This window comes from Actinomycetospora sp. NBC_00405 (assembly GCF_036044095.1).
GTDB lineage: Bacteria > Actinomycetota > Actinomycetes > Mycobacteriales > Pseudonocardiaceae > Actinomycetospora > Actinomycetospora callitridis.
This window is the reverse complement of the sequence record NZ_CP107938.1, coordinates 907,031-926,885: the sequence shown is the minus strand read 5'-3', so window position 1 is coordinate 926,885 and position 19,855 is coordinate 907,031. Positions and strand designations below refer to the sequence as shown.

General features: G+C 74.0%; 19 protein-coding genes. 5 read left to right on the top strand and 14 right to left on the bottom strand.

Annotation, left to right across the window (positions count from 1 at the left end; translation table 11 throughout):
- Positions 1-3: 3 nt before the first annotated feature.
- From OG774_RS04530 to OG774_RS04495, 8 genes are all read right to left on the bottom strand, one after another.
- On the bottom strand, positions 4-498 hold the full coding sequence (locus OG774_RS04530) for a 2'-5' RNA ligase family protein (RefSeq protein ID WP_328307094.1): 495 nt from the start codon (positions 496-498) through the stop codon (positions 4-6).
- 41 nt (positions 499-539) lie between these two features.
- The gene (locus OG774_RS04525) at positions 540-1,217 is read right to left on the bottom strand and encodes a GNAT family N-acetyltransferase (protein WP_328307092.1); all 678 of its coding nucleotides are present in this window, start codon (positions 1,215-1,217) and stop codon (positions 540-542) included.
- Between the two features lie 16 nt (positions 1,218-1,233).
- Complete coding sequence (locus OG774_RS04520; RefSeq protein WP_328307090.1) at positions 1,234-1,476, bottom strand: hypothetical protein; 243 nt, start codon at positions 1,474-1,476, stop codon at positions 1,234-1,236.
- Positions 1,477-1,485: 9 nt separating this feature from the next.
- Positions 1,486-2,697 carry a type III PLP-dependent enzyme gene (locus OG774_RS04515; protein WP_328307088.1) on the bottom strand — a complete coding sequence of 404 codons (1,212 nt, stop codon included), beginning with the start codon at positions 2,695-2,697 and terminating at the stop codon, positions 1,486-1,488.
- Positions 2,694-3,494, bottom strand: a complete 801-nt coding sequence (locus tag OG774_RS04510) for an HpcH/HpaI aldolase family protein (RefSeq protein WP_328307086.1) — start codon at positions 3,492-3,494, stop codon at positions 2,694-2,696. The genes OG774_RS04515 and OG774_RS04510 overlap by 4 nt, the downstream gene beginning before the upstream one ends.
- Entirely contained in the window at positions 3,494-5,281 is a 1,788-nt protein-coding gene (locus OG774_RS04505) for an IucA/IucC family protein (RefSeq protein WP_328307084.1), read from the bottom strand. The genes OG774_RS04510 and OG774_RS04505 overlap by 1 nt, the downstream gene beginning before the upstream one ends.
- Entirely contained in the window at positions 5,278-6,957 is a 1,680-nt protein-coding gene (locus tag OG774_RS04500) for an IucA/IucC family protein (RefSeq protein ID WP_328307081.1), read from the bottom strand. Before OG774_RS04500 ends, OG774_RS04505 begins: the two co-directional genes overlap by 4 nt.
- A 92-nt stretch (positions 6,958-7,049) precedes the next feature.
- Positions 7,050-7,646, bottom strand: coding sequence for a TMEM165/GDT1 family protein (locus OG774_RS04495; RefSeq protein WP_328307079.1), 597 nt, complete (start codon positions 7,644-7,646; stop codon positions 7,050-7,052).
- Between the two features lie 328 nt (positions 7,647-7,974).
- Between OG774_RS04495 and OG774_RS04490 the strand changes: the two genes are divergently transcribed.
- Genes OG774_RS04490 through denD form a run of 3 tightly spaced genes read left to right on the top strand, consistent with a single transcriptional unit; the run spans position 7,975 to position 10,699 of the window.
- Positions 7,975-8,337, top strand: coding sequence for a nuclear transport factor 2 family protein (locus OG774_RS04490; RefSeq protein ID WP_328307077.1), 363 nt, complete (start codon positions 7,975-7,977; stop codon positions 8,335-8,337).
- Between the two features lie 32 nt (positions 8,338-8,369).
- Complete coding sequence (locus OG774_RS04485; RefSeq protein ID WP_328307075.1) at positions 8,370-9,734, top strand: four-carbon acid sugar kinase family protein; 1,365 nt, start codon at positions 8,370-8,372, stop codon at positions 9,732-9,734.
- The gene (gene denD / locus OG774_RS04480; RefSeq protein ID WP_328307073.1) at positions 9,725-10,699 is read left to right on the top strand and encodes a D-erythronate dehydrogenase; all 975 of its coding nucleotides are present in this window, start codon (positions 9,725-9,727) and stop codon (positions 10,697-10,699) included. Before OG774_RS04485 ends, denD begins: the two co-directional genes overlap by 10 nt.
- Before the next feature lie 55 nt (positions 10,700-10,754).
- Here the strand turns inward: denD and OG774_RS04475 are convergent, their stop codons facing one another.
- Positions 10,755-11,237: a peroxiredoxin gene (locus tag OG774_RS04475; RefSeq protein ID WP_328307071.1), complete on the bottom strand. Its 483-nt coding sequence runs from the start codon at positions 11,235-11,237 to the stop codon at positions 10,755-10,757.
- 118 nt (positions 11,238-11,355) lie between these two features.
- Here OG774_RS04475 and OG774_RS04470 point away from each other — a divergent pair, with 118 nt between their 5' ends.
- Both OG774_RS04470 and OG774_RS04465 read left to right on the top strand, forming a co-directional pair.
- Positions 11,356-11,970, top strand: coding sequence for a dihydrofolate reductase family protein (locus tag OG774_RS04470; protein ID WP_328307069.1), 615 nt, complete (start codon positions 11,356-11,358; stop codon positions 11,968-11,970).
- Positions 11,967-12,557 carry a dihydrofolate reductase family protein gene (locus OG774_RS04465; RefSeq protein WP_328307067.1) on the top strand — a complete coding sequence of 197 codons (591 nt, stop codon included), beginning with the start codon at positions 11,967-11,969 and terminating at the stop codon, positions 12,555-12,557. Before OG774_RS04470 ends, OG774_RS04465 begins: the two co-directional genes overlap by 4 nt.
- Positions 12,558-12,627: 70 nt before the next feature.
- On the opposite strand, the gene OG774_RS04460 is transcribed toward OG774_RS04465, so the two are convergent.
- Genes OG774_RS04460 through aceE form a run of 5 tightly spaced genes read right to left on the bottom strand, consistent with a single transcriptional unit; the run spans position 12,628 to position 19,781 of the window.
- Positions 12,628-13,077 carry a hypothetical protein gene (locus tag OG774_RS04460; protein WP_328307065.1) on the bottom strand — a complete coding sequence of 150 codons (450 nt, stop codon included), beginning with the start codon at positions 13,075-13,077 and terminating at the stop codon, positions 12,628-12,630.
- The gene (locus OG774_RS04455) at positions 13,074-13,829 is read right to left on the bottom strand and encodes a phosphotransferase (protein WP_328307063.1); all 756 of its coding nucleotides are present in this window, start codon (positions 13,827-13,829) and stop codon (positions 13,074-13,076) included. The genes OG774_RS04460 and OG774_RS04455 overlap by 4 nt, the downstream gene beginning before the upstream one ends.
- A gap of 34 nt (positions 13,830-13,863) precedes the next feature.
- The gene (lpdA, locus tag OG774_RS04450; RefSeq protein ID WP_328307061.1) at positions 13,864-15,657 is read right to left on the bottom strand and encodes a dihydrolipoyl dehydrogenase; all 1,794 of its coding nucleotides are present in this window, start codon (positions 15,655-15,657) and stop codon (positions 13,864-13,866) included.
- Between the two features lie 21 nt (positions 15,658-15,678).
- The gene (locus tag OG774_RS04445) at positions 15,679-17,022 is read right to left on the bottom strand and encodes a 2-oxo acid dehydrogenase subunit E2 (protein WP_328307059.1); all 1,344 of its coding nucleotides are present in this window, start codon (positions 17,020-17,022) and stop codon (positions 15,679-15,681) included.
- Positions 17,023-17,057: 35 nt separating this feature from the next.
- Positions 17,058-19,781, bottom strand: coding sequence for a pyruvate dehydrogenase (acetyl-transferring), homodimeric type (aceE, locus tag OG774_RS04440; protein WP_328307057.1), 2,724 nt, complete (start codon positions 19,779-19,781; stop codon positions 17,058-17,060).
- Positions 19,782-19,855 lie beyond the last annotated feature (74 nt).

Below are 19,855 nucleotides of genomic sequence, written 5' to 3'. Positions count from 1 at the left end.
GGGTCAGCCCCGCAGGAGGACCTCGGCGCCGACGTCCCAGGTGTCGGTGCGGACCATGAGCTGGACGCGGTCGATGCGGACCGTCAGCGGCAGCCGCGGGGCGAGGGCCTCCTCGGCGGCCCGCAGCACCGCCAGGGGCGCGGCGCGGCGCAGGCCGACGGTGAGGTGCGGGACGAGCTCGCGCTCCTCGGGGGCCAGGCCGGGAACGTGACGACGGGTCCGGTCGGCGATCTCCCGGAACGGCGCCACCGGATCCGGCGCGAGCCACAGCACCCGCGCCCCGAACCACCGCAGCGCCCCGAACGTGCACGGGAACGGCGCCACCGGGGCCACCGCGGCGCGCAGGGCGTCGACGGTCGCGGGCGTGACGGCCGCCGGCTCGACGAAGGGGTACACGAGCGTGAGGTGCGCGCCCAGCCCCCGCCGGGCCGTCGGGTCCAGCTCGTCCCGGAACGGGCCGACCAGCGCGTCCGCCCCGGGCACGAGGGCGGCGACCATGGTGCGGCGGGCGTGCGGCGCGAGCGGGACGGCCTCGTGACTCAGGGGTCCAGCGGGGCGAACCCGCCGAACGCCCGCCGCCAGCGGTGCGCGTCGTCGCACTGCCACCAACCGCCGACGGGGTCGTCGTCGGCGACCACCCAGTACATGTCGAGACCGCACGTGGGACAGAACATGCGTGACTGTAGGCCCGACGCCGGACGGGTCCGCAAGTCGTGCGCGAACCACCGCATCGACGCGCGGGGGCCCGCGAGCTCCTGGGCCGGCCGGAACCCGCTGCGCTCGGCCACGCGCAGCGAGGCGGCGTTGTCGGCGTCGATGCGCAGGACGGCCAGGGTGGCGGTGGTCCGGGTCGCGAGGAACGCGCACATCAGCGCGACGGCCCGCGACCCGAACCCGCGGCCCCGCCAGGGCGGGAAGACGCTGTAGGACAGGTTCGCCGCGCCCGCCGGGAGCTCGGGCTGCACGAGCTGGACCTCGGCGGTCCCCGCCAGGGCCCCGGTCGCGGCGTCCCGGACACCCCAGGCGAGCTTCGTCCCGCCCCGGTACCAGTCGCCGCGCCAGTCCTCGGCGCGCTCGCGGATGTGCCGCTGGGCCGACGCCGGTGTCGCCGGGCCGCCCGCCAGCCGCCGGACGATGGCGTCGTCCTCGCCGGCCACGAGCGCCGCGGCGTCGCCGGCGGTCATCACCGCCAGGGTGATCACGCCGTCGGTCAGCATGCGGGCCTCGCGGCGCCTACCCGGCCCGCTCCTCGGTGTAGTCCCGGTCCCGCGTGTAGCGGGGCACGCCGTCCCTGTTCACCCCGGCGTGGGTGTAGACGAGGATCGTGACGCGGTAGATCTCGGTGCCGTCCGGTTCGGTGCGGACGAGCTCCCGCGACCCGACGATCTCGACCTCGGCGGGCGGGCCGCCGTCCGGACCGGGCGGGCGCTCGACCCCGCCGTCGTAGCGACCCGGGCCGGCGATGACCAGATGCATGCCGGCAGCCTAGGCCCGGTCGTCGCCCAGGAACACGTGCTCCGGGTGGGGATGGCTGAGGAAGTCGTGGTGCGAGATGTCCCAGCCGTAGGCCCCGGCGAGCGTGAACACCAGGATGTCGCCGGCCCGCAGCCGCGCGACCGGGACGTCGCGGGCCAGGACGTCCTTCGGGGTGCACAGCTCCCCCGCCACCGTCACCCGGTCGTCGGTGACCGAGGGCCGGGGCACCGACGGGTCCCAGCGCTCCACGGGCAGCACCGTGAACGGGTGGCTGTGCTGCCAGGAGACGGGCAGCCGGAAGTGGTGGGTCCCGCCCCGCACGAGCGCCCACGCCGTGCCGTGGGTGCGTTTCACGTCGAGCACCTCGACGGCGTAGCTCCCGGATGCCGCGGTGAGGTAGCGCCCGCACTCGAACTGGATCTCGCGCCAGTGGGCGGGGACCGAGTCGACCCAGTCGCCGAGCCCGCGGGTGAAGCCGTCCCAGTCGAAGCGGTGGGCGGGGTCCTGGTAGTCGATCCCGATCCCGCCACCGACGTCGAGCACCTCCACGACGACCCCGAGCTCCTTCTCCCAGCCCACGACGGTGTCGCGGTAGAGACCGAGCATCTCCAGGTGGGTCTCGGCGGAGAGGTTGTTCGACAGCGAGTGCAGGTGGAAGCCCGCGAACCGCAGGCCCGGCAGCGTGGTGGCGGCCTCCGTCGCGGCGGGGAGATCGGCCTCGTCGATGCCGAACTGGGTCGGGCGCCCGGCCATCGCCAAGGTGGCCGACGGGAACGGGCCCGCGAGGTTGACGCGCAGCAGCACCTCGGCCGTCGTCCCGCGGGCCACCGCCGCGGCGGAGATCCGGTGCAGCTCGAGCACGCTCTCCACGTGCAGGCGCGTGACCGCGGCGTCGAGGGCCTGGCCGATCTCGGACGGTGTCTTGGCCGGCCCCCCGAAGAGGATCGGCGCGGCGGGGGCGACGGCCCGGACCTTGGCGATCTCGCCGCCGGAGGCGACCTCGAAGCCGGCGACGATCGGCGCGAGGGTGTCGAGGACCGGGGCGGCGCTGTTGGCCTTCATCGCGTAGTACATGCGGCACCGCGGCGGGAGCGCGGCCACGACCTCGGCGACGTGCCGGCGCAGGCCGTCGAGGTCGTAGGCGAACAGGCAGACGGGCTCGTCGCGGGCGGCCCGGTCGCGGAGCAGGGCGTCGAGGGTGGTCACGTCGAGGATGGTCACGGGGCCTCCGGGTCGGCACGGACGCCACGGTGGGCCTCGAGGTGGGCCTCGAGGTGGGCCCGCAGGGCCCGGGCGGCGATCCCGCGCTCCTCGCCGAGCACGAAGGCCCGGACGCCACGGGCGGCCCACGCCCGGTGGTCGTCGGCGGTCCGGGGGATGGCGCAGAACTCCACGCCGTGCGCCCGGCACGTGTCGGCGATGCGGGTGAGGGCCTCGCGCACCACCGGGTGCCGCGTCTGCCACGGCACGCCGTAGGACTGCGAGAGGTCGGCGGCGCCCTCGAGGACGAGGTCGACGCCGGGCACCGCGAGGATGTCGTCGAGGGCGTCGACGCCCTCGGCGTCCTCGATCATCGCGACGACCATGATCTCGGCGTTGGCCCGGGCGAGGTACTCGCCGAGGTCGAGGCGCCCGAAGCCCGGCACCCGCCCGCCGTTCAGCGACCGCATCCCCTCCGGCGCGTACCGGGCGGCGCGGACGGCGGCGGCGAGGTCGTCGGGGGTCCGCACGTGCGGGACGACGACGCCCATCGCGCCGGCGTCGAGTGCGCGCAGGATCGCGCCGGGGTCGGCCTCCGGGACGCGGACGAACGGGGTGAGGTCCACCGCCTCCGCCGCGCGGACGAGGTTCTCCAGCTCCTGCGGGTCGACGAGGGCGTGCTCGCTGTCGAGGACGACGAAGTCGTAGCCGGCGCACCCGATCATCTCCACCAGCGCCGGGGCCGGGACGGCGCAGAAGAGCCCGTGGACCTCCCGGCCCCCGGCCAGGGCTGCCCGGACGGCGTTGGGGCGCAGCATCAGCGACCCCCGAACCGGTGCAGCGGGTTGGACACGCGGTGCAGGGCCAGCTCGGTGTCGGGCGTGAGCCGCCGGGTGGTCAGCTTCTCGACCTCGAGGGTGGGCGCGGAGAGGTCGAACGCCCCGGAGCCGTGCCGGCGGTCGTGGGCCCGGACCCGCGTGGCGACGATCGTCCAGAACTCCGTCTCGTCCATCAGCCCGTGCGAGGCGAGGAACAGCCCGAGCTCGCCGAGGTTGACGAAGAAGAACGCGTCGAGCAGGAAGTCGGTCACGAGGGTCGGCTCGTCGGTCTCGACGAACGAGTTCCGGTTGGTGTGGTGCGCCGGCGGCGGGGCGAGCACCGGGGCGTCGTCGGGGTCGGCGAGCAGGCGCCGGCAGAACCGGACGCCGTCGTGGAAGTCCTTGAGCGCCACGCGCGCGGGCAGGCCGTCGCGCAGGACCAGCGACATGTTCTGGGCGTGCGACTCGAGCGCCAACCCGTGGGCCACGAGCAGGTGCACCAGGGGCAGCGCGACGGCGTCGACGAGGGCCTCGACCCACGTCCGGGCGCCGTGCGCGGCGAGCCAGGGCGCGATCAGCGGGGTGCCGTCGTCCTCGGTCGTCGTCAGCCCGGTGACCGGGACCGCCCGCTCTCCCGTGTCGAGCCGCGACGCGAGGCTCGTGCGCCAGATCGCGGCCAGCGCACCCTCGGTCTCGGCGCGGACGAGGTCCGACGGGGGCGCCGGGACCACGGCGACGCCGTGGACCTCGCCGAGCACGATCACCCGCGCGTCCCGGGCGAGGAAGTCGTCGCGCGCCACGATGCGGGCCAGCCAGTCGGAGATCGGGGCGGCGTTGCGGACCGTGTGCGGGGCGAGCCGGCGGGACGTGGAGGTGTTCGTGATCGAGAGCGCCGTCTTGAGGTGGCTGCGCGCGGGGTCGTCGCGGCAGCTCAGGGTGCGGATGGACTGCTGGGGCGAGAACGACGCGGGGTCCGGGCCGAGGGCGACCAGGCGGCCGTCGGCGAGCAGGTCGGCGAAGGCCCGCCGGAGGCGCTCGCGCCACTGCCACGGGTGGACGGGCAGCCACGCGTAGTCGGCCGGGTCGCCGCCGGCGTCGTGGATCCGGGCGTCGAACGCGGCCGCCGCCGTCGGGCCCAGCTCGGCACGGGGATCCGGCGGGTCGACGGACGAGGTGGTGACCTCGGCGACCGAGCGGTGCGCGGCGACCCAGAACGGGTGGAGCACCGGGAGGAACTCGGGGCCGTAGGCGACGTCGTCGTCGAGGTCGAAGCCGATCCGCGACTTGTAGGCCGGGTGGTAGCGGTGCCCGTCGGTGATCAGGCCCTCGAGCGCCTCGTGGTCGGCGTCGGCGAGCAGCTGGTGGCGGCCCGCCCGCACGTACTCGGCCAGCACGTCCTTGACGCGCGTCTCCTCGAGCTCGACGGCGAAGCGCGCCAGCTGCTCGGGGTGCTCACCGCCGAGGATCGCGGCACGGACCTCGCCCAGGAACTGCGGCAGCGACGCGGCCTCGGCCACCGCGCCGTCGGCGTCCTCGCGACGCACCGGCTCCGCCGACAGACGCACGCGGTCGAACCCGACGGCTCGGTCGGCCTCGAAGAGATAGCGGACGGGGCGGCCGTCGCGGTCGATCCCGGCGATCACGTGCTCCCGGCCGTCCGCCGACACGTCCGCCGCACCCTCGTAGACCAGCGAGGCGAGGGTCTGGCGGAACAGGCGGCGGCGGACCGCGGTCGCGGTGGGTGCGCGCAGCGCGGGCACGAGGACGTCGTCGACCCGATCGGTCATCCCGCGGCCTTCCTGATCGGGTTGGACAGGTCGACGTAGAGGGGGCTCTCCCCGCGTCCGGCGAAGCGGCTCAGGAGGTTCGCCTTCGCCGGCAGGGCGGGGCTCGTGAGCAGGTCGGCAGCGTACGGAGCGCCCGGGCCGGCGACCTCCGCGAGCACCTCGGCGACCACCCGCCACAGCGCCGGTTCCCCCGGCGGGAGCGCGGCGCCGAGGGCCGCGACCACGCTGGTCAGCCCGTTGACCACCGCGTGGTAGCGCAGCCGCTGCCACGCCTCGTCCTCGTCGTAGACCAGCGGGCTCGCCGCGTCGAGGCCGGCGGGGAGGCGGTCGCGGCTCACGTGCGCACCCTCCATGTCCCGCACCCAGAACCGCGCGGGGACCCCGTCCTCGGTGTGCAGCAGGGTGTTCTGCAGGTGGGCCTCGAAGCCGAGGCCGTGCGCGCCGAAGATCGTCAGCATGGGCACCAGCGAGACGCCCAGGTACGCCCGCAGCCACGCCTCGGTGTCGCTCCCGGCCGCCCGGACCTCCCCGACGAGCGCCGGCTCCTCGCCCCGCGGCCCCGGCTCGAGGAGCCCCGCGAGCACGCGCGGGGCGGCGGGGTCGACGACGAACGGGTTCTCGCGGAACAACGTGACCAGGTCCTCCGCCTCGTCCTCCCCCACCGCGGCCGGGTCGACCCCCCGCCACCCGGTCTCGATCAGCACCTCGAACCCCGGCGCAGGCCACCCCGGCCGCAGGGACGACGCCAGCCGGCTCGCGTCGACCGCGCGCCGGGCGTGCTCGACCGGGATGGTGCGCACGAAGTTGGTGATCCGCAGGTGCAGCGGGAGCTTCCAGGCGGTGGGGAACGCGGGGTCGCAGACGGTGCGCACCGACGAGGTCGGGTAGACGGGTGCCCCGAGGGAGCCGAGGTCCCGGAGCCGCCCGTCGGCCAGCAGCGCCGACGTCCCCGGCAGCCCGCGCAGGTGCGTGATCTGCCAGGGATGGACGGGCAGGACGGACCAGCCGTCGGGGGCGTGCGCCGCGACCTCGCCGGGGGTCCAGGGACCGGGCGCGACCCGCTCCTCCACGACGAGGTCGGGGTGGACGGCGAGGTGGTGGCGCCGGAAGGACACCCCGAGCTCGGGGGCGAAGCGGTCGGCGGTCTCGTGGTCGACCCCCTCGATGCTCTTCGGCGCGGGGTGGAAGGGGTGCCCGGTGCGCACGGCCTGCTCGGCGTGCCGGGTCCGGCCGGCGGCGTCCGCAGGCTCCGGGCGGACCGGGGCGGCGAGGTAGCGCGCCGTGCGGGCCACGCTGGTGCGGACCTGCGCGCCCAGGGCCCCCACCCGGTCCGTCGGGGCACGGCACGGGTCCGGCAGGGCCGGGTCCGGCAGGGCCGGGTCAGGAAGGGCCTCGTCGAGCAGGGTGAGCAGGAGGTGGACGAACTCCTCGTGCGACACCGGCCGGGTGTGCGACCCCGTGTCGAGGACGATCTCCTCGCCCCACCGGTGGTGCCCCGACGGCGACCACCCGATCACCTCGGCGACCAGGGCGCCGCTCTCCAGCAGGTCGAGGCGCCAGGGCCCCGGCCCGCCGGGCGGGAGCTCGAGCTCCCGCGCCGCCGCGTTGAGCAGCCGCTCGCGCGCGGCGGCCCGGGCCCGGACGACGGCGTCGGCGGGGAGGGACGGCGCGGTCATGGGTCCATCCTCCGACGGCGTCCGTCGCGTCACGCCACCCCGGGTGGGAAGCGTTGCCGACGGGCCGTGGGAGAAAGTGCGGGAATGGATCCTCAGCCGTTCAGGAATGCCTCGACGGCGAGCCACACCGCGAACACGAAGAACAGCACCGCGGCGCCGATCCGGATCGCCCTCTCCGGCAGGTTCCGGCCCAGCACCCGGCCCAGGATGATCGCCAGGCCGTCGGCCACGACCATGCCGATCGTCGAGCCGAGCCAGACGCCCGTGACGCCGCCGGTGCCGGGGTACTGGGTGGCGAGCGTGACGGTGGCGAGCATCGTCTTGTCGCCGAGCTCGGCGAGGAAGAACGCGACCCCGACCGTGACGAACGCGGAGCGCGTGGTGGCGCCGCTCTTCTTCTCCTCGTCGGCGGAGAGCGAGTCGCCGCGCAGGGTCCACAGCCCGAACACGACGAACGCGACGGCCGCCGCGAGGGAGATCCAGAAGGTGGGGAGCGTGGCCCCGAGCAGGTAACCGACGCCGACCGAGACCGCGTGCGTGACCGCCGTGGCGGCGGTGATGCCGAGCAGCACGGGCAGGGCCCGGAAGCGGGTGGCGAACGTCAGCGCCATCAGCTGGGACTTGTCACCGAGCTCCGCGACGAAGATGACGGCGAAGCTCAGGGCAGCGGCGGCCAGGAAGCCGGTCACGGGGGCGCGCTCCTCTCGGTCGGATCGGACCGAGGGCGCATGCTCCGGCCCGAACCCGTTGCACGGGTCGGTGCCGAAGGTCTCGCCCGCCACCGATACAACCGGCGGCCGCCGCGGCCGGACGCAGGGCGTCAGTGTGTCGACCGCGATGTTGGGAGCTACTCCCCTTCGCTGCGACGAACGTAGCACCCGTTCGCCGCGCACTGCGATTCCCGGTGGCACTCCTCACCGGGGTCGCCGGCGCGAATTCGAATATTCGGCGTGCCGAGATCTCGAATTCGCCGGCACCGATCGACACGTGTCGGCGGGGCCGAGGCATGATCGCCGGATGGCCACGGTCGAGGAGCTCATGCAGCGCAACCTGCTCGGGGTGTTCAACGAGCGCGACGCCGCGCGCCGCCGGGAGGCGATCGCCGCGGTGTACGCCGAGGACGTCCTGTTCCAGGACCCGGAGGGCCTCGTGCGGGGTCGCGACCAGATCGACGCCAAGGTGTCGGCGCTACTGGACGGCGCGCCGGACTTCGCGTTCCGCCCCACCGGCCTCGTGCGGGTGAGCGGCGACCTCGGCGTGCTCCCGTGGGGCTTCGGGCCCGCGGGCGGCGCGCCCGTCGTCACGGGCACCGACATCGGCCTCGTCGAGGACGGCCGCATCGCCCGGCTCCACACCCTGCTGGACTCCGGCTCCTCCTGACCGCCCGCCCCGCCATCGGGGAGCATGGGCCGATGCAGCAGGACGGTGAGCGGCTGGCGGGCCTGCCGCCGGTGCGGGCGGTGCCGGCCGGGGAGGTCCGGGCGGCGCTGGCCGGGACGCCGACGGTCGTGGTCCTCGACGACGACCCCACCGGCACGCAGACCGTCCGCGACCTCCCGGTGCTCACCCGCTGGAGCCCCGACGACGTCGACTGGGCCCTCGCGCAGGGAGCGCCGGCGTTCTTCGTCCTGACCAACACCCGCAGCCTCGCCCCCGACGACGCCGCGGCGCGCACCCGCGAGGTCGTGCGGACGTGCCTCGACGTCGCCCGGCGCCGCGGCGTCGAGGTGATCGTCGCCAGCCGCAGCGACTCGACGCTGCGCGGGCACTTCCCGCTCGAGACCGACGTGGTCGCCGCCGAGATCGGCGCCGAGGCCGTGGTCCTCGCGCCCGCCTTCCCCGACGCCGGGCGGGTCACCCTCGACGGCGTGCACTGGCTGCGCGAGGGCGACACGCTGACCCCGGTGGCCGAGAGCGAGTTCGCCGCCGACGCCACCTTCGGCTACCGCCACTCCCGCCTCGCCGACTGGGTCGCGGAGAAGAGCGGCGGGGCGATCCCGGCCACCGACGTCGCCGAGGTCGGCATCGCGAGCCTGCGCGCGGGCCCGGTGCCGCTGCCCCGGGCCCGGGTGATCGTCCTCGACGCCGTGGTCGACGACGACCTGCGCGCCGGGGTGCTCGCGATCCTCGCCGCCGAGCGGGACGGCGCCCGGTTCGTCTACCGCGTCGGCCCGTCGTTCGTCCGCGCCCGCGTCGGCCAGGGCGAGCAGCCGCCGATCGCCGACGCCGACCTCCGTGACGCCGTCGGGACCGGTCACGGGCTCGTCGTCGTCGGCTCGCACGTGGCCCGCACCAGCCGCCAGCTCGACCGGCTCGGTGCGCGGCGGGAGCTCGCCCGCGTCGAGATCGACGTCCCGACGGTGCTGGCCTCCGACCCGCGGCACCTCGACGACGTGGTCGCGGAGGTCGCGACATCCCTCGAGCACCGCACCACCGTGCTGAGCACCTCACGCACGCTCGTGACCGGGCGCGACGAGGCCGAGAGCCTGGAGATCGCACGCCGGGTCAGCGCCGCCCTCACCGGGGTCGTCGGGCGGATCGTCGCCGCGAGCCCGCCGGCCTACGTCCTCGCGAAGGGCGGGATCACGTCCTCGGACGTCGCGACCGAATCGTTGCGGGCCGACCGGGCGTGGGTGCGCGGATCGCTGCTGCCCGGGATCGTGTCGCTCTGGGCGGCGGCGAGCGGCCCGCCCCTGGTGGTGTTCGCCGGGAACGTGGGCGGCGAGGACGCGCTCGCCGACGTCGTCGACCGCCTCGAGGAGGCCGCATGCGCGTGATCGTCACCGGCGGGGCCGGGTTCCTCGGGACGCTGCTGTGCCGCCGCCTGCTCGCCGGGCCGGTCGCGCTCGGCGGGGCGGCGCCGGCCGACGTCACGCGGCTCGTCGTCGTCGACCTCGTCGCACCGGCCGACGACGTCGCCGCCGACCCGCGGGTCGAGGCCCTCACGATCGACTTCGGTGCGGGCGGGCTGAGCCGGACCCTCGCCGACGAGGCGGATGCGGTCTTCCACCTCGCGGGGGTGGTCAGCGGCGCCGCCGAGGCCGACTTCGATCTGGGCATGCGCACCAACCTCGACGGCACCCGCGCGGTGCTGGAGTACGCGCGCGGCCACGCCGTGCCCCCGGTGCTCGTCTTCACCAGCTCGCTCGCGGTGTTCGGCAGCGATCCGGCGATCGGACCGGTCGGCCCCGTCGACGACGACACCCTGCCGCGCCCGCAGTCGAGCTACGGCATCCAGAAGTTCGTCGGCGAGCAGCTCGTCGCCGACTACACCCGCAAGGGTTTCGTGCGCGGCCGGACGGTGCGGCTGATGACGGTGTCGGTGCGGCCCGGCCGTCCCAACGCCGCGGCCTCGAGCTTCCTGTCCGGGATCATCCGCGAGCCGCTGGCCGGCGAGCGCGCCGTCTGCCCGGCGCCGCCGGACATGCCGGTGGCGCTCTCGTCGCCGCACCGCACGCTGGAGGGCATCCTCCGGGCCGCCGAGGTGGACGACGCCACCTGGGGCAGCCGGACCGCGATGAACCTCCCGGCGCTCACCACCACGCCGCGCGAGATGACCGCGGCCCTCGACCGCGTCGCCGGCCCGGGCACGAGCGCGCTCGTCGACTGGGTCGAGGACCCGGCTGTCGTCGCCATCGTGGGCAGCTGGCCGTCGCGGTTCGAGACCCCGCGCGCGGCGGCGCTCGGTCTGGCCGCGGACACGTCGTACGACGAGATCGTGCGCGCCTACCGGGACGGCTGAGCCCGCGCCCCGGAGGTGCGGGACGCGGGCCCAGGTCCGTCAGCGCCGGGGTCCGTCAGAGGTGGGTCAGCACCGCGTCGGCGGTGGAGACCTCGTGGTCCGGCGGGGCCGCCTCCACGTCGATCCAGGTCAGGGTGCCGTCGTCGATGATCGCCGCGTAGCGCGACGACCGGACGCCCAGCCCGAAGTCCGAGGCGTCGATGCTCAGGCCCATCGCCGTGGCGAAGAGCGCGGCGCCGTCGGCGAGCATGATCACGCTGTCGCCGACCCCCTGGTCCTTCGCCCAGGCGCCCATGACGAACGGGTCGTTCACCGACACGCAGACGATCCGGTCGACGCCCTTGGCGCTGATCTCCTGGGCCTTGGCCACGAAGCCCGGGAGGTGCGCGTCGCTGCAGGTCGGGCTGAAGGCGGCGGGCACGCCGAACAGGACGGTGCGGCCCGTCCCGAAGAGCTCGCCGGAACGCACGGGGTTGGCGCCGTCGGCGCCGACCGTCGCGAGCGGCACGTCGGGGATCTTGTCTCCCACTGAGATCATCGTTCAGGTTCTCCTTCTGGGAACGGCCGGTCGCCGTCGGGTGTCCGAGTGACGGTTCGTCCTCGTCGACGACCGGGTTCACACTGTCGTCCCCGGACCTCCCACGGAAGGGCCCACCATGGGCAGGATCGTGCTGTACATGTGGATGTCCCTGGACGGCTTCGTCACCGGACCGGAGGACGGGCCCGATCAGGGCCTGGGGATCGGCGGGGAACGGCTGCACGAGTCCCTGGTCCTCGCTGCGGGCGACGATCCGGCCACCGCCCGAAGCGACGACGACGTGGACGCCCTCGTGCTCGCCGAGGCGATGGCCACCGGCGCGGTCCTCACCGGCCGGCGGACCTTCGACCACGCCGGGCACTGGGGCGGCGACCACCACGACGGCGTCCCGATCATCGTGCTGACCCGCTCCGTCCCGGATGCGCCCGCCCCCGGCCACGCCCGCTACGTCACCGACGTGCGGGAGGCCGCGGCGGCGGCCCGGGAGGCCGCGGGCGACCGGGACGTGCTGCTGCACGGCGCCGAGGCGGCCCGGGCGTTCCTGCGGGCCGGGGAGGTCGACGAGCTGGCGCTGCAGGTGGTGCCTGTCCTGCTCGGGCAGGGCCGGCGCCTGTTCGACGACATGCCCGCCGAGCTCGTCGAGCTCGAGCCGATCCGCACCCTCGACGGGCCGGGGACGGTGGCCCTGCGCTACCGCGTGCTCCCCGGCACCGAGTCCGGGGAGGAGTCGTGACGGCCCTGTGTCTGGACATGACCGTCTCCCTCGACGGCTTCGTCGCCGGCCCGGACGACGGCCCCGACGCGCCCCTGGGTCGCGGCGGGTTTCGCCTGTTCAACTGGCTCGACCGGCGCCACGACCCGGGGCCGAGCGGCGAGGTCTACGCCGAGGCGACGGCCACCCGCGCGGTGCTCGCCGGGCGCCGCACGTACGAGCTGGCTGGACGCTGGGGCGGCGACCACCACGACGGCGTCCCGATCGTCGTGCTGACCCACGACGTCCCCGACGAGCCGCCGCCGGGGACCGTCGAGTACGCCACCGACCCGACGGAAGCGGCGGACCGGGCGCGTGCGGCGGCCGGGGGCGGCGACGTCCTGGTCCTCGGGGCCGGCGCGGCGCAGGCCCTGCTGCGCGTCGGTGCGCTCGACGAGATCGCCTTGCACGTCGTGCCGGTCCTGCTCGGCCGGGGGCGCCGCCTGTTCGAGGGTCTCCCGGCAGAGCTCGTCGAGCTCGAGCTCGTACGGCGGCGGGAGACCCCGGACACCGAGGACCTGGCCCGGCGGGTCACGCACCTGCGCTATCGCGTTCGGAAGGGACGTTGACCTCGGCGGTACCCGTGGCGGCCCCGTGGCTCAAGCGGCGCGGGCGCGGGCGCGAGCGCCCGCACCGTAGTCATTCATCCGAGGGCTGTAGACGGAGGCTTGGCTCTCGCTTGAAGACGTAGTAGCCCACGGTCTTCCCTTTGACAGAAACGTTCTGCCCGGTCGAGAGAAACTTGTCGCGACTCTCCTGGCCCTGCTCCACGAAAGTGAAGGATGCGGTCAGCAAGTCCCATCCTTCTCTGCACACCGCATTGAGGACCTGCGACGGATCGTGAGTGCGTTGCGCAGTCGTTCCGCCGGTCATGGCAAGGATGATGGCCTGCTGACTCATGACATCGACGGACGTCTGGAACACCAGGTCACCGTTCGCGAAGGCCTGCTGTGCCTGGCCGACCGGGGACTCGTGGAACTCACGCCGCTCCTTCTCAGCTTCCTTGGCTAGCCGACGCTGTTCCTGCTCCTTCTCCCACGCCTCGGCGCGGGCTTTCTCCTCGCCAGAGACCTTGAACAGCACTGTCACAGCCCAGACGCGAGGTCCCCGAGAGCCCTGACGACGAGGGCGTCGTCGCCGGTGTCGAGGCCGTGCACCACGGCGTAGCAGGGGCCCACGCGTCGCCAGTCGCGGGCGCGGACGGTCAGGTCGGCGCCGTACGCCTCGATCACGGCCGGGGCGACGCCGGTGTCGAGGAGCAGCCACTCCAGATCCTTGGCCGGGTCGCCGGCGCGCGCGTCGCCCCAGTCGATGACGCCCGTGAGCCCGCCGTCGGCGGCCAGGACGTGCTCGGCCCGGAGATCACCGTGGACGACGGCGTCGGCCGGTGCCACGCGCAGACGGTCCAACGCGGCGCGCAGCCGGCGGTCGTCGGGCAGACGGGGCGCGACCTCGTCCTCGAACCGCGCGACCGACCGGTCCCGCCACCCGCGGGTCGTCGCCGGGTCCGGGAGCCCGTGCGCCACGGCCCCGTCGACGGGGACGTCGTGCAGCGCGCGCAGGAACGCCCCGAGCCTGCGCCCCTGGTCGGCGGACGGGGCGTCGAGCGCCGTTCCGGGCACCCACGGATGGCGCACGGTCAGCGGCGTCTCGCCGACCACGACCGGCCGTGGCACGGGGAGCGGGAGCCACGCCGCGAGCCACGGCAGCAGGCGCGCCTCCCGCCGCAGCCCCGCCTCGGCAGCGGGACGCCGGGCCGTGCGCTCGACCCACCGGCCGTCGACCAGGACGGCGTGGGAGTCCCAGCCCGAGCCGAGCGGCACGCGCCGGGACGGCGTCACGGGTCCGGTGGACCGTGCCCGGCCGTCACGGGACTCACTTCTTCCCGGCCTTCTTCGGGATGTAGAGGTCGGTGAGGGTGCCTTCGAAGGCCTCGGCGGCCATGCCGATGGTCTCCGAGAGCGTCGGGTGCGGGTGGATCGTCAGGCCGATGTCGGCGGCGTCGGCACCCATCTCGATGGCCAGCGCGGCCTCGGCGATGAGGTCGCCCGCCGCGGGGCCGACGATGCCGGCACCGAGGATCCGGTCGGTCTCGGTGTCGAAGAGGACCTTGGTCGAGCCCTCCGAGCGCCCGAGCGACAGCGAGCGGCCGGACGCCGCCCACGGGAACGTCCCCGAGCCGTACGACAGGCCGCGCGCCTTCGCCTCGGTCTCGGTGACCCCGACCCACGCGACCTCCGGGTCGGTGTAGGCGACCGACGGGATGCAGCGGGCGTCGAAGGCGCTCTTCTGCCCGGCGGCGACCTCGGCGGCGACCTTGCCCTCGTGCACGGCCTTGTGCGCGAGCATCGGCTGGCCGACGACGTCGCCGATCGCGAAGACGTGCGCGACGTTCGTCCGCATCTGCGCGTCCACCCCGACGAAGCCGCGCTCGTCCACCGAGACCCCGGCCGCGTCGAGGTCCAGCGCGGCGCCCAGGGGACGCCGCCCGACGGCCACCAGCACGGCGTCGAACGTGTCGGTCTCGGGCGCTGTCTTCCTCCCCCCGGCCGGGCCCTCGAACGACACCACGAGACCCTTCTCCGTGGCCTCGACGCCCGTGACCTTGGTGGAGAGGTGGATGTCCTCGTAGCGCGCGCCGATGTGCTTGGCCAGCGGGCCCACGATGTCCTTGTCCGCGCCGGGGATGAGCTGGTCCATCAGCTCGACCACGGTGATCCTCGAGCCCAGCTCGGCGTACACCGTCGCCATCTCGAGGCCGATGATCCCGCCGCCGAGGACGAGCAGGCGCTCGGGCACGTCGGCGATCTCGAGCGCCGAGGTCGAGTCGAGCACGCGCGGGTCGTCGTGGGGCACGAACGGCAGGCGGACCGGCTCCGAGCCCGCGGCCACGATGACCTGGTCGAAGCCGACGACGGTGGTCGCACCGTCGGGCGCGGTGACCTCGAGGCGGTGCGGCGAGAGGAACCGTCCCGTCCCCTGCAGCGTCGAGACCTTCCGCTGCTTGGCCAGGCCCTTCAGCCCGCCCGTCAGCCGGTCGACGACGCCGTCCTTCCACGTGCGGAGCTCGTCGAGGTCGATCTCCGGCGCGCCGAACTTCACGCCGTGCCCGCTCATCTCCTTGGTCTCGGCGATGACCTTCGCCGCGTGCAGCAGCGCCTTCGACGGGATGCAGCCCACGTTCAGGCAGACCCCGCCGAGCGAGTCGCGGGCGTCCACCACCAGGACCTCGAGCCCGAGGTCGGCGGCCCGGAACGCGGCCGTGTACCCGCCCGGCCCCGCGCCGAGCACGACCAGCCCGACGTGGCGATCCGCGTCACCGACCGCACCGTCGTCCGCGGCCGCCGGCGCGGTCTGGTTCCGCGACGGCACCCGCTCGGAGGCGCCCGTCTTGGCGACGGGTGCCGGCGTCGCCGGAGCCTCGACGTCGCTCGGCGTCAAGACCAGGATCGGTGTGCCCCGCGAGACCGTGTCGCCGACCGCGACGCGGATCTCGGTGACCGTCCCGGCGGTCTCGGCGGGGACGTCCATCGTCGCCTTGTCGGACTCGAGGGTGAGGACCGGCTCGTCGAGGGCGATCTCGCTGCCCACGGCGACGTGGATCTCGATGATGGGGACGTCGGTGAAGTCGCCGATGTCGGGGACCTCGACGACCACGGTGTCAGCCACGGCGAATCTCCTCGGCAGGTGTCACAGCAGCAGGCGGCGCTCGTCGCCCATGGTGTGGGCGAGGTGGCGGGTGAAGCGCGCGGCCAGGGCGCCGTCGATGACGCGGTGGTCGTAGGACAGGCACAGCGGCAGCAGGGTGCGCGGCACGAAGGCCTCGCCGTCCCAGACCGGCGCGACGCGCGAGCGCACGACACCGAGGATGGCGACCTCGGGCGCGTTGACGATCGGGGTGAACGCCGTGCCGCCGATCCCGCCGAGGCTGGAGATCGTGAACGTGCCGCCGCTCATGTCGTCGGCCGTGAGCTTGCCGTCGCGCGCCCGCGCCGACACCTCCCCCAGCTCCTTCGACAGCTCGACGATGCCCTTGCGGTCGACGTCGCGGATGACGGGGACCACCAGCCCGCCCGGGGTGTCGACGGCGACGCCGAGGTGGAAGTAGCGCTTTATGATCAGCGCGTCCTTCTCGGGCGTGAGCGAACTGTTCAGCGTCGGGTAGGCCTTGAGCGCCGAGACCGACGCCTTCATGAGGAACGCGAGCAGCGTGACCCGGTAGCCCTCGGCCTTGCCCTGGGTGTCGAGCTCCTTGCGGAAGCGGTCGGTGTCGGTGATGTCGGCGTCGTCGTTGTGCGTGACGTGCGGGACGTTCAGCCACGAGCGGTGCAGGAACGGGCCCGAGATCCGCGTGATCCTCGACAGCGGCTGCGTCTCGACGGGCCCGAACTTCGAGAAGTCCTGCGCCGGGATCTCGGGGATGCCCGAGCCGCCGGACGGGGCCGCCGCCGGGGCCGCGGCGGGCGCCTGCGCGGGGCCGCGGACGTAGGCCAGCAGGTCGGACTTGGTGATCCGTCCCTTGGGCCCGGTGGCCGGCACCTGGTCCAGGTCGACCTCGAACTCGCGGGCCAGCTTGCGCACGCTCGGGCCCGCGTGGACGGGGAGCCCGGAGCCGTTGCTGGAGCCCTTGCCCGAGCCGTTGGTGGACGGTGCCGGCGCGGCCGCGTCTGACGAGGCCTTCTCCGTCTCGGGCTCCTGCGCCGTGATCTCGGCGTCGGCGGCCGCGGGCGCGTCCTTCGGCACCGGGGCGTCGGTCTCGGTGGGGCCGTCCTCCACCGGCTCGCCCTCGGCGGCGTCGAGCCGCAGCACCGGCGTACCCTGGCTGACGGTGTCGCCGACGGCCACGAGCACCTCGGTGACGCGCCCGGCGTGAGACGACGGCACGTCCATCGTCGCCTTGTCGGACTCGAGCGTGGCCAGCGGATCGTCGACGGCGATCACGTCGCCGACCGCGACGTGGAGCTCGATGATCGGGACGTCGGTGAAGTCGCCGATGTCCGGGACCTCGACCTGTGTTGTGGCGGGGGCCGTCATGGGATGCCTCGCGGTCTCGTCGATCTCGTCGGGGGTCAGGCGTGCGCGGGCGCGGGGCGCTCGGGGTCGATGCCGTAGCGCTCGATGGCCTCGGCGACCTTCTCGGTCGGGACGGCGCCGTCGCGGGCCAGGGCGGACAGGGTCGCGACCACCACGTAGCGCCGGTCGACCTCGAAGAAGTCGCGCAGCGCCTTGCGGTAGTCCGAGCGGCCGAAGCCGTCGGTGCCGAGCACGGCGAAGCGCCGGTCGCCGACCCACTCGCGGATCTGGTCGGGGAAGGCGCGCATGTAGTCCGTCGCCGCGACCACCGGGCCGGCCGGGCGGTCGGCCAAGCACTGCTCGACCCACGAGAGCCGGGGCGTCTCGGTGGGGTGGAGCATGTTCCAGCGGGTGACGTCCATGCCGTCGCGTCGCAGCTCGGTGAAGCTCGGCGCGCTCCACACGTCGGCGACGACGCCCCACTCGTCCTCGAGCATCTCGGCGGCGGCAATCACCTCGCGCAGGATCGTCCCCGAGCCCATGAGCTGCGCGCGCGGCTTCTGCTTGGCACGGCTCCTCCGGGCTCCCGCCGCCGCTGCGCCGCCACCCGCCCGCCCGGTGCCCTCCCGGAAGAGGTAGAGACCCTTGACGATCCCCTCCTCGACCCCCTCGGGCATCGCGGGGTGGTGGTAGTTCTCGTTCATCAGGGTCAGGTAGTAGAAGACGTCCTCCTGCTCGGCGTACATCCGCCGCAACCCGTCCGCGACGATCACCGCGACCTCGTAGGCGAAGGTCGGGTCGTAGGACACGCAGTTGGGGATCACCGACGAGAACAGGTGCGAGTGGCCGTCCTCGTGCTGCAGGCCCTCGCCGTTGAGGGTCGTGCGCCCGGCGGTGCCGCCGAGCAGGAACCCGCGGGCGCGCAGGTCGCCCGCGGCCCACGCGAGGTCGCCGACACGCTGGAACCCGAACATCGAGTAGTAGATGTAGAACGGGATCATCGGGACGTCGCTGACGGAGTACGCCGTCGCCGCCGCGATCCACGAGGACATCGCGCCCAGCTCGTTGATGCCCTCCTGGAGCAGCTGGCCGTTCTCCGCCTCCTTGTAGAACATCAGCTGGCCGGCGTCCTCGGGCGTGTAGAGCTGCCCGACCCGGGAGAAGATCCCGAACTGGCGGAACATGCCCTCCATGCCGAACGTGCGCGACTCGTCCGGGACGATCGGCACCACGCGGTTGCCGATCTTCTTGTCGCGCAGCAGCGTGTTCAGGACGCGGACGAACGCCATCGTCGTGGAGTTCTCGCGGTCGCCCGAGCCGGCGAGCTGGCCGCCGAAGGCGGAGAGGTCGGGTACCTCCAGGGCCTCCGACGTGCGGCGGCGCGCGGGCAGCGACCCACCGAGCGCCTCGCGGTGCTTCCGGAGGTAGATCCCCTCCTCGCTGTCGGGTTCGAAGCGCAGGTAGGGCAGCGACTCGATGGCGTCCTCGTCGATCGAGAGGTCGAAGCGGTCGCGGAAGAGCCGCAGGTTCTCCTGCGCCATCTTCTTCTGCTGGTGCGAGATGTTCTGGCCCTCGCCGGCCTCGCCCATGCCGTAGCCCTTGACGGTCTTGGCGAGGATCACCGTGGGCCGGTCGGGCTCGTCCACCGCCGCGGAGTAGGCCGCGTAGATCTTCGACGGGTCGTGCCCGCCGCGCGTCAGCGCCCAGATCTCCTCGTCGGTCCAGTCCTCGACCATGGCCGCGGTCTCCGGGTAACGGCCGAAGAAGTGCTCGCGGACGTAGGCGCCGTCCTTGGACTTGAAGGTCTGGTACTCGCCGTCGACGGTCTCCTCCATCAGACGCCGGAGGTGGCCGTGCTCGTCCCTGGCGAGCAGCTGGTCCCAGCGGCTCCCCCAGATGACCTTGACGACGTTCCAGCCCGCGCCCCGGAAGACGCCCTCCAGCTCCTGGATGATCTTCCCGTTGCCGCGTACCGGCCCGTCGAGGCGCTGCAGGTTGCAGTTGACGACGAAGATCAGGTTGTCGAGGTGCTCCCGCCCGGCCAGCGAGATCGCGCCCAGCGACTCGGGCTCGTCCATCTCGCCGTCGCCCAGGAACGCCCAGACGTGGCGGTTCTCGGTCTCGGCCAGCCCGCGGCCCTGCAGGTACTTCAGGAAGCGGGCCTGGTAGATCGCCATCAGCGGGCCGAGGCCCATCGAGACGGTCGGGAACTGCCAGAAGTCCGGCATCAGCCACGGGTGCGGGTACGACGAGAGGCCGCTGTGCCCCTTCCCCTGGCTGCCCGCCTCCTGCCGGAAGGAGTCCATCTGCTCCTCGGTGAGGCGGCCCTCGAGGAAGGCGCGCGCGTAGATGCCGGGCGAGGAGTGCCCCTGCATCATCACGAGGTCGCCGCCGTGGCCGGCCGACGGTGCGTGCCAGAAGTGCTGGAAGCCGGTGTCGTAGAGCGTCGCCGCGGACTGGAAGCTCGCGATGTGCCCGCCGAGCTCGGAGGACTCCTTGTTCGCGCGCAGCACCGTCGCGACGGCGTTCCAGCGGATGGCCGAGCGGATGCGGTGCTCGACTGCCCGGTCACCCGGGTGCGGCGGCTCGTCCTCCGGCGCGATCGTGTTGACGTAGGGCGTCGTCGCCGAATAGGGCACGGGCGCGCCGGCCGCGCGGGCCTGCGCGATCAGCTCGTCGAGCAGGTCGTGGGCGCGCTGGGGGCCCTCCACCGCGAGGACCGACTCGAGCGCCTCCCGCCATTCGTCGGTCCCGGTCGGGTCCTGGTCGTCGTCAACCATGCGCGCAGTCCTGTCAGGGCTCGGAGGGTGTGCGGGGAGTGCTCACGTGGCGCCGAATCGTCATCGTCTCCGGG

Excerpts from the sequence above, each read along its gene's own strand:
- OG774_RS04530 (WP_328307094.1), bottom strand. The coding sequence starts at position 498 with ATGGTCGCCGCCCTCGTGCCCGGGGCGGACGCGCTGGTCGGCCCGTTC.
- OG774_RS04525 (WP_328307092.1), bottom strand. The coding sequence starts at position 1,217 with ATGCTGACCGACGGCGTGATCACCCTGGCGGTGATGACCGCCGGCGAC.
- OG774_RS04520 (WP_328307090.1), bottom strand. The coding sequence starts at position 1,476 with ATGCATCTGGTCATCGCCGGCCCGGGTCGCTACGACGGCGGGGTCGAG.
- OG774_RS04510 (WP_328307086.1), bottom strand. The coding sequence starts at position 3,494 with ATGCTGCGCCCCAACGCCGTCCGGGCAGCCCTGGCCGGGGGCCGGGAG.
- OG774_RS04505 (WP_328307084.1), bottom strand. The coding sequence starts at position 5,281 with ATGACCGATCGGGTCGACGACGTCCTCGTGCCCGCGCTGCGCGCACCC.
- OG774_RS04500 (WP_328307081.1), bottom strand. The coding sequence starts at position 6,957 with ATGACCGCGCCGTCCCTCCCCGCCGACGCCGTCGTCCGGGCCCGGGCC.
- OG774_RS04490 (WP_328307077.1), top strand. The coding sequence starts at position 7,975 with ATGGCCACGGTCGAGGAGCTCATGCAGCGCAACCTGCTCGGGGTGTTC.
- OG774_RS04485 (WP_328307075.1), top strand. The coding sequence starts at position 8,370 with ATGCAGCAGGACGGTGAGCGGCTGGCGGGCCTGCCGCCGGTGCGGGCG.
- denD (WP_328307073.1), top strand. The coding sequence starts at position 9,725 with ATGCGCGTGATCGTCACCGGCGGGGCCGGGTTCCTCGGGACGCTGCTG.
- OG774_RS04475 (WP_328307071.1), bottom strand. The coding sequence starts at position 11,237 with ATGATCTCAGTGGGAGACAAGATCCCCGACGTGCCGCTCGCGACGGTC.
- OG774_RS04470 (WP_328307069.1), top strand. The coding sequence starts at position 11,356 with ATGGGCAGGATCGTGCTGTACATGTGGATGTCCCTGGACGGCTTCGTC.
- OG774_RS04445 (WP_328307059.1), bottom strand. The coding sequence starts at position 17,022 with ATGACGGCCCCCGCCACAACACAGGTCGAGGTCCCGGACATCGGCGAC.
- aceE (WP_328307057.1), bottom strand. The coding sequence starts at position 19,781 with ATGGTTGACGACGACCAGGACCCGACCGGGACCGACGAATGGCGGGAG.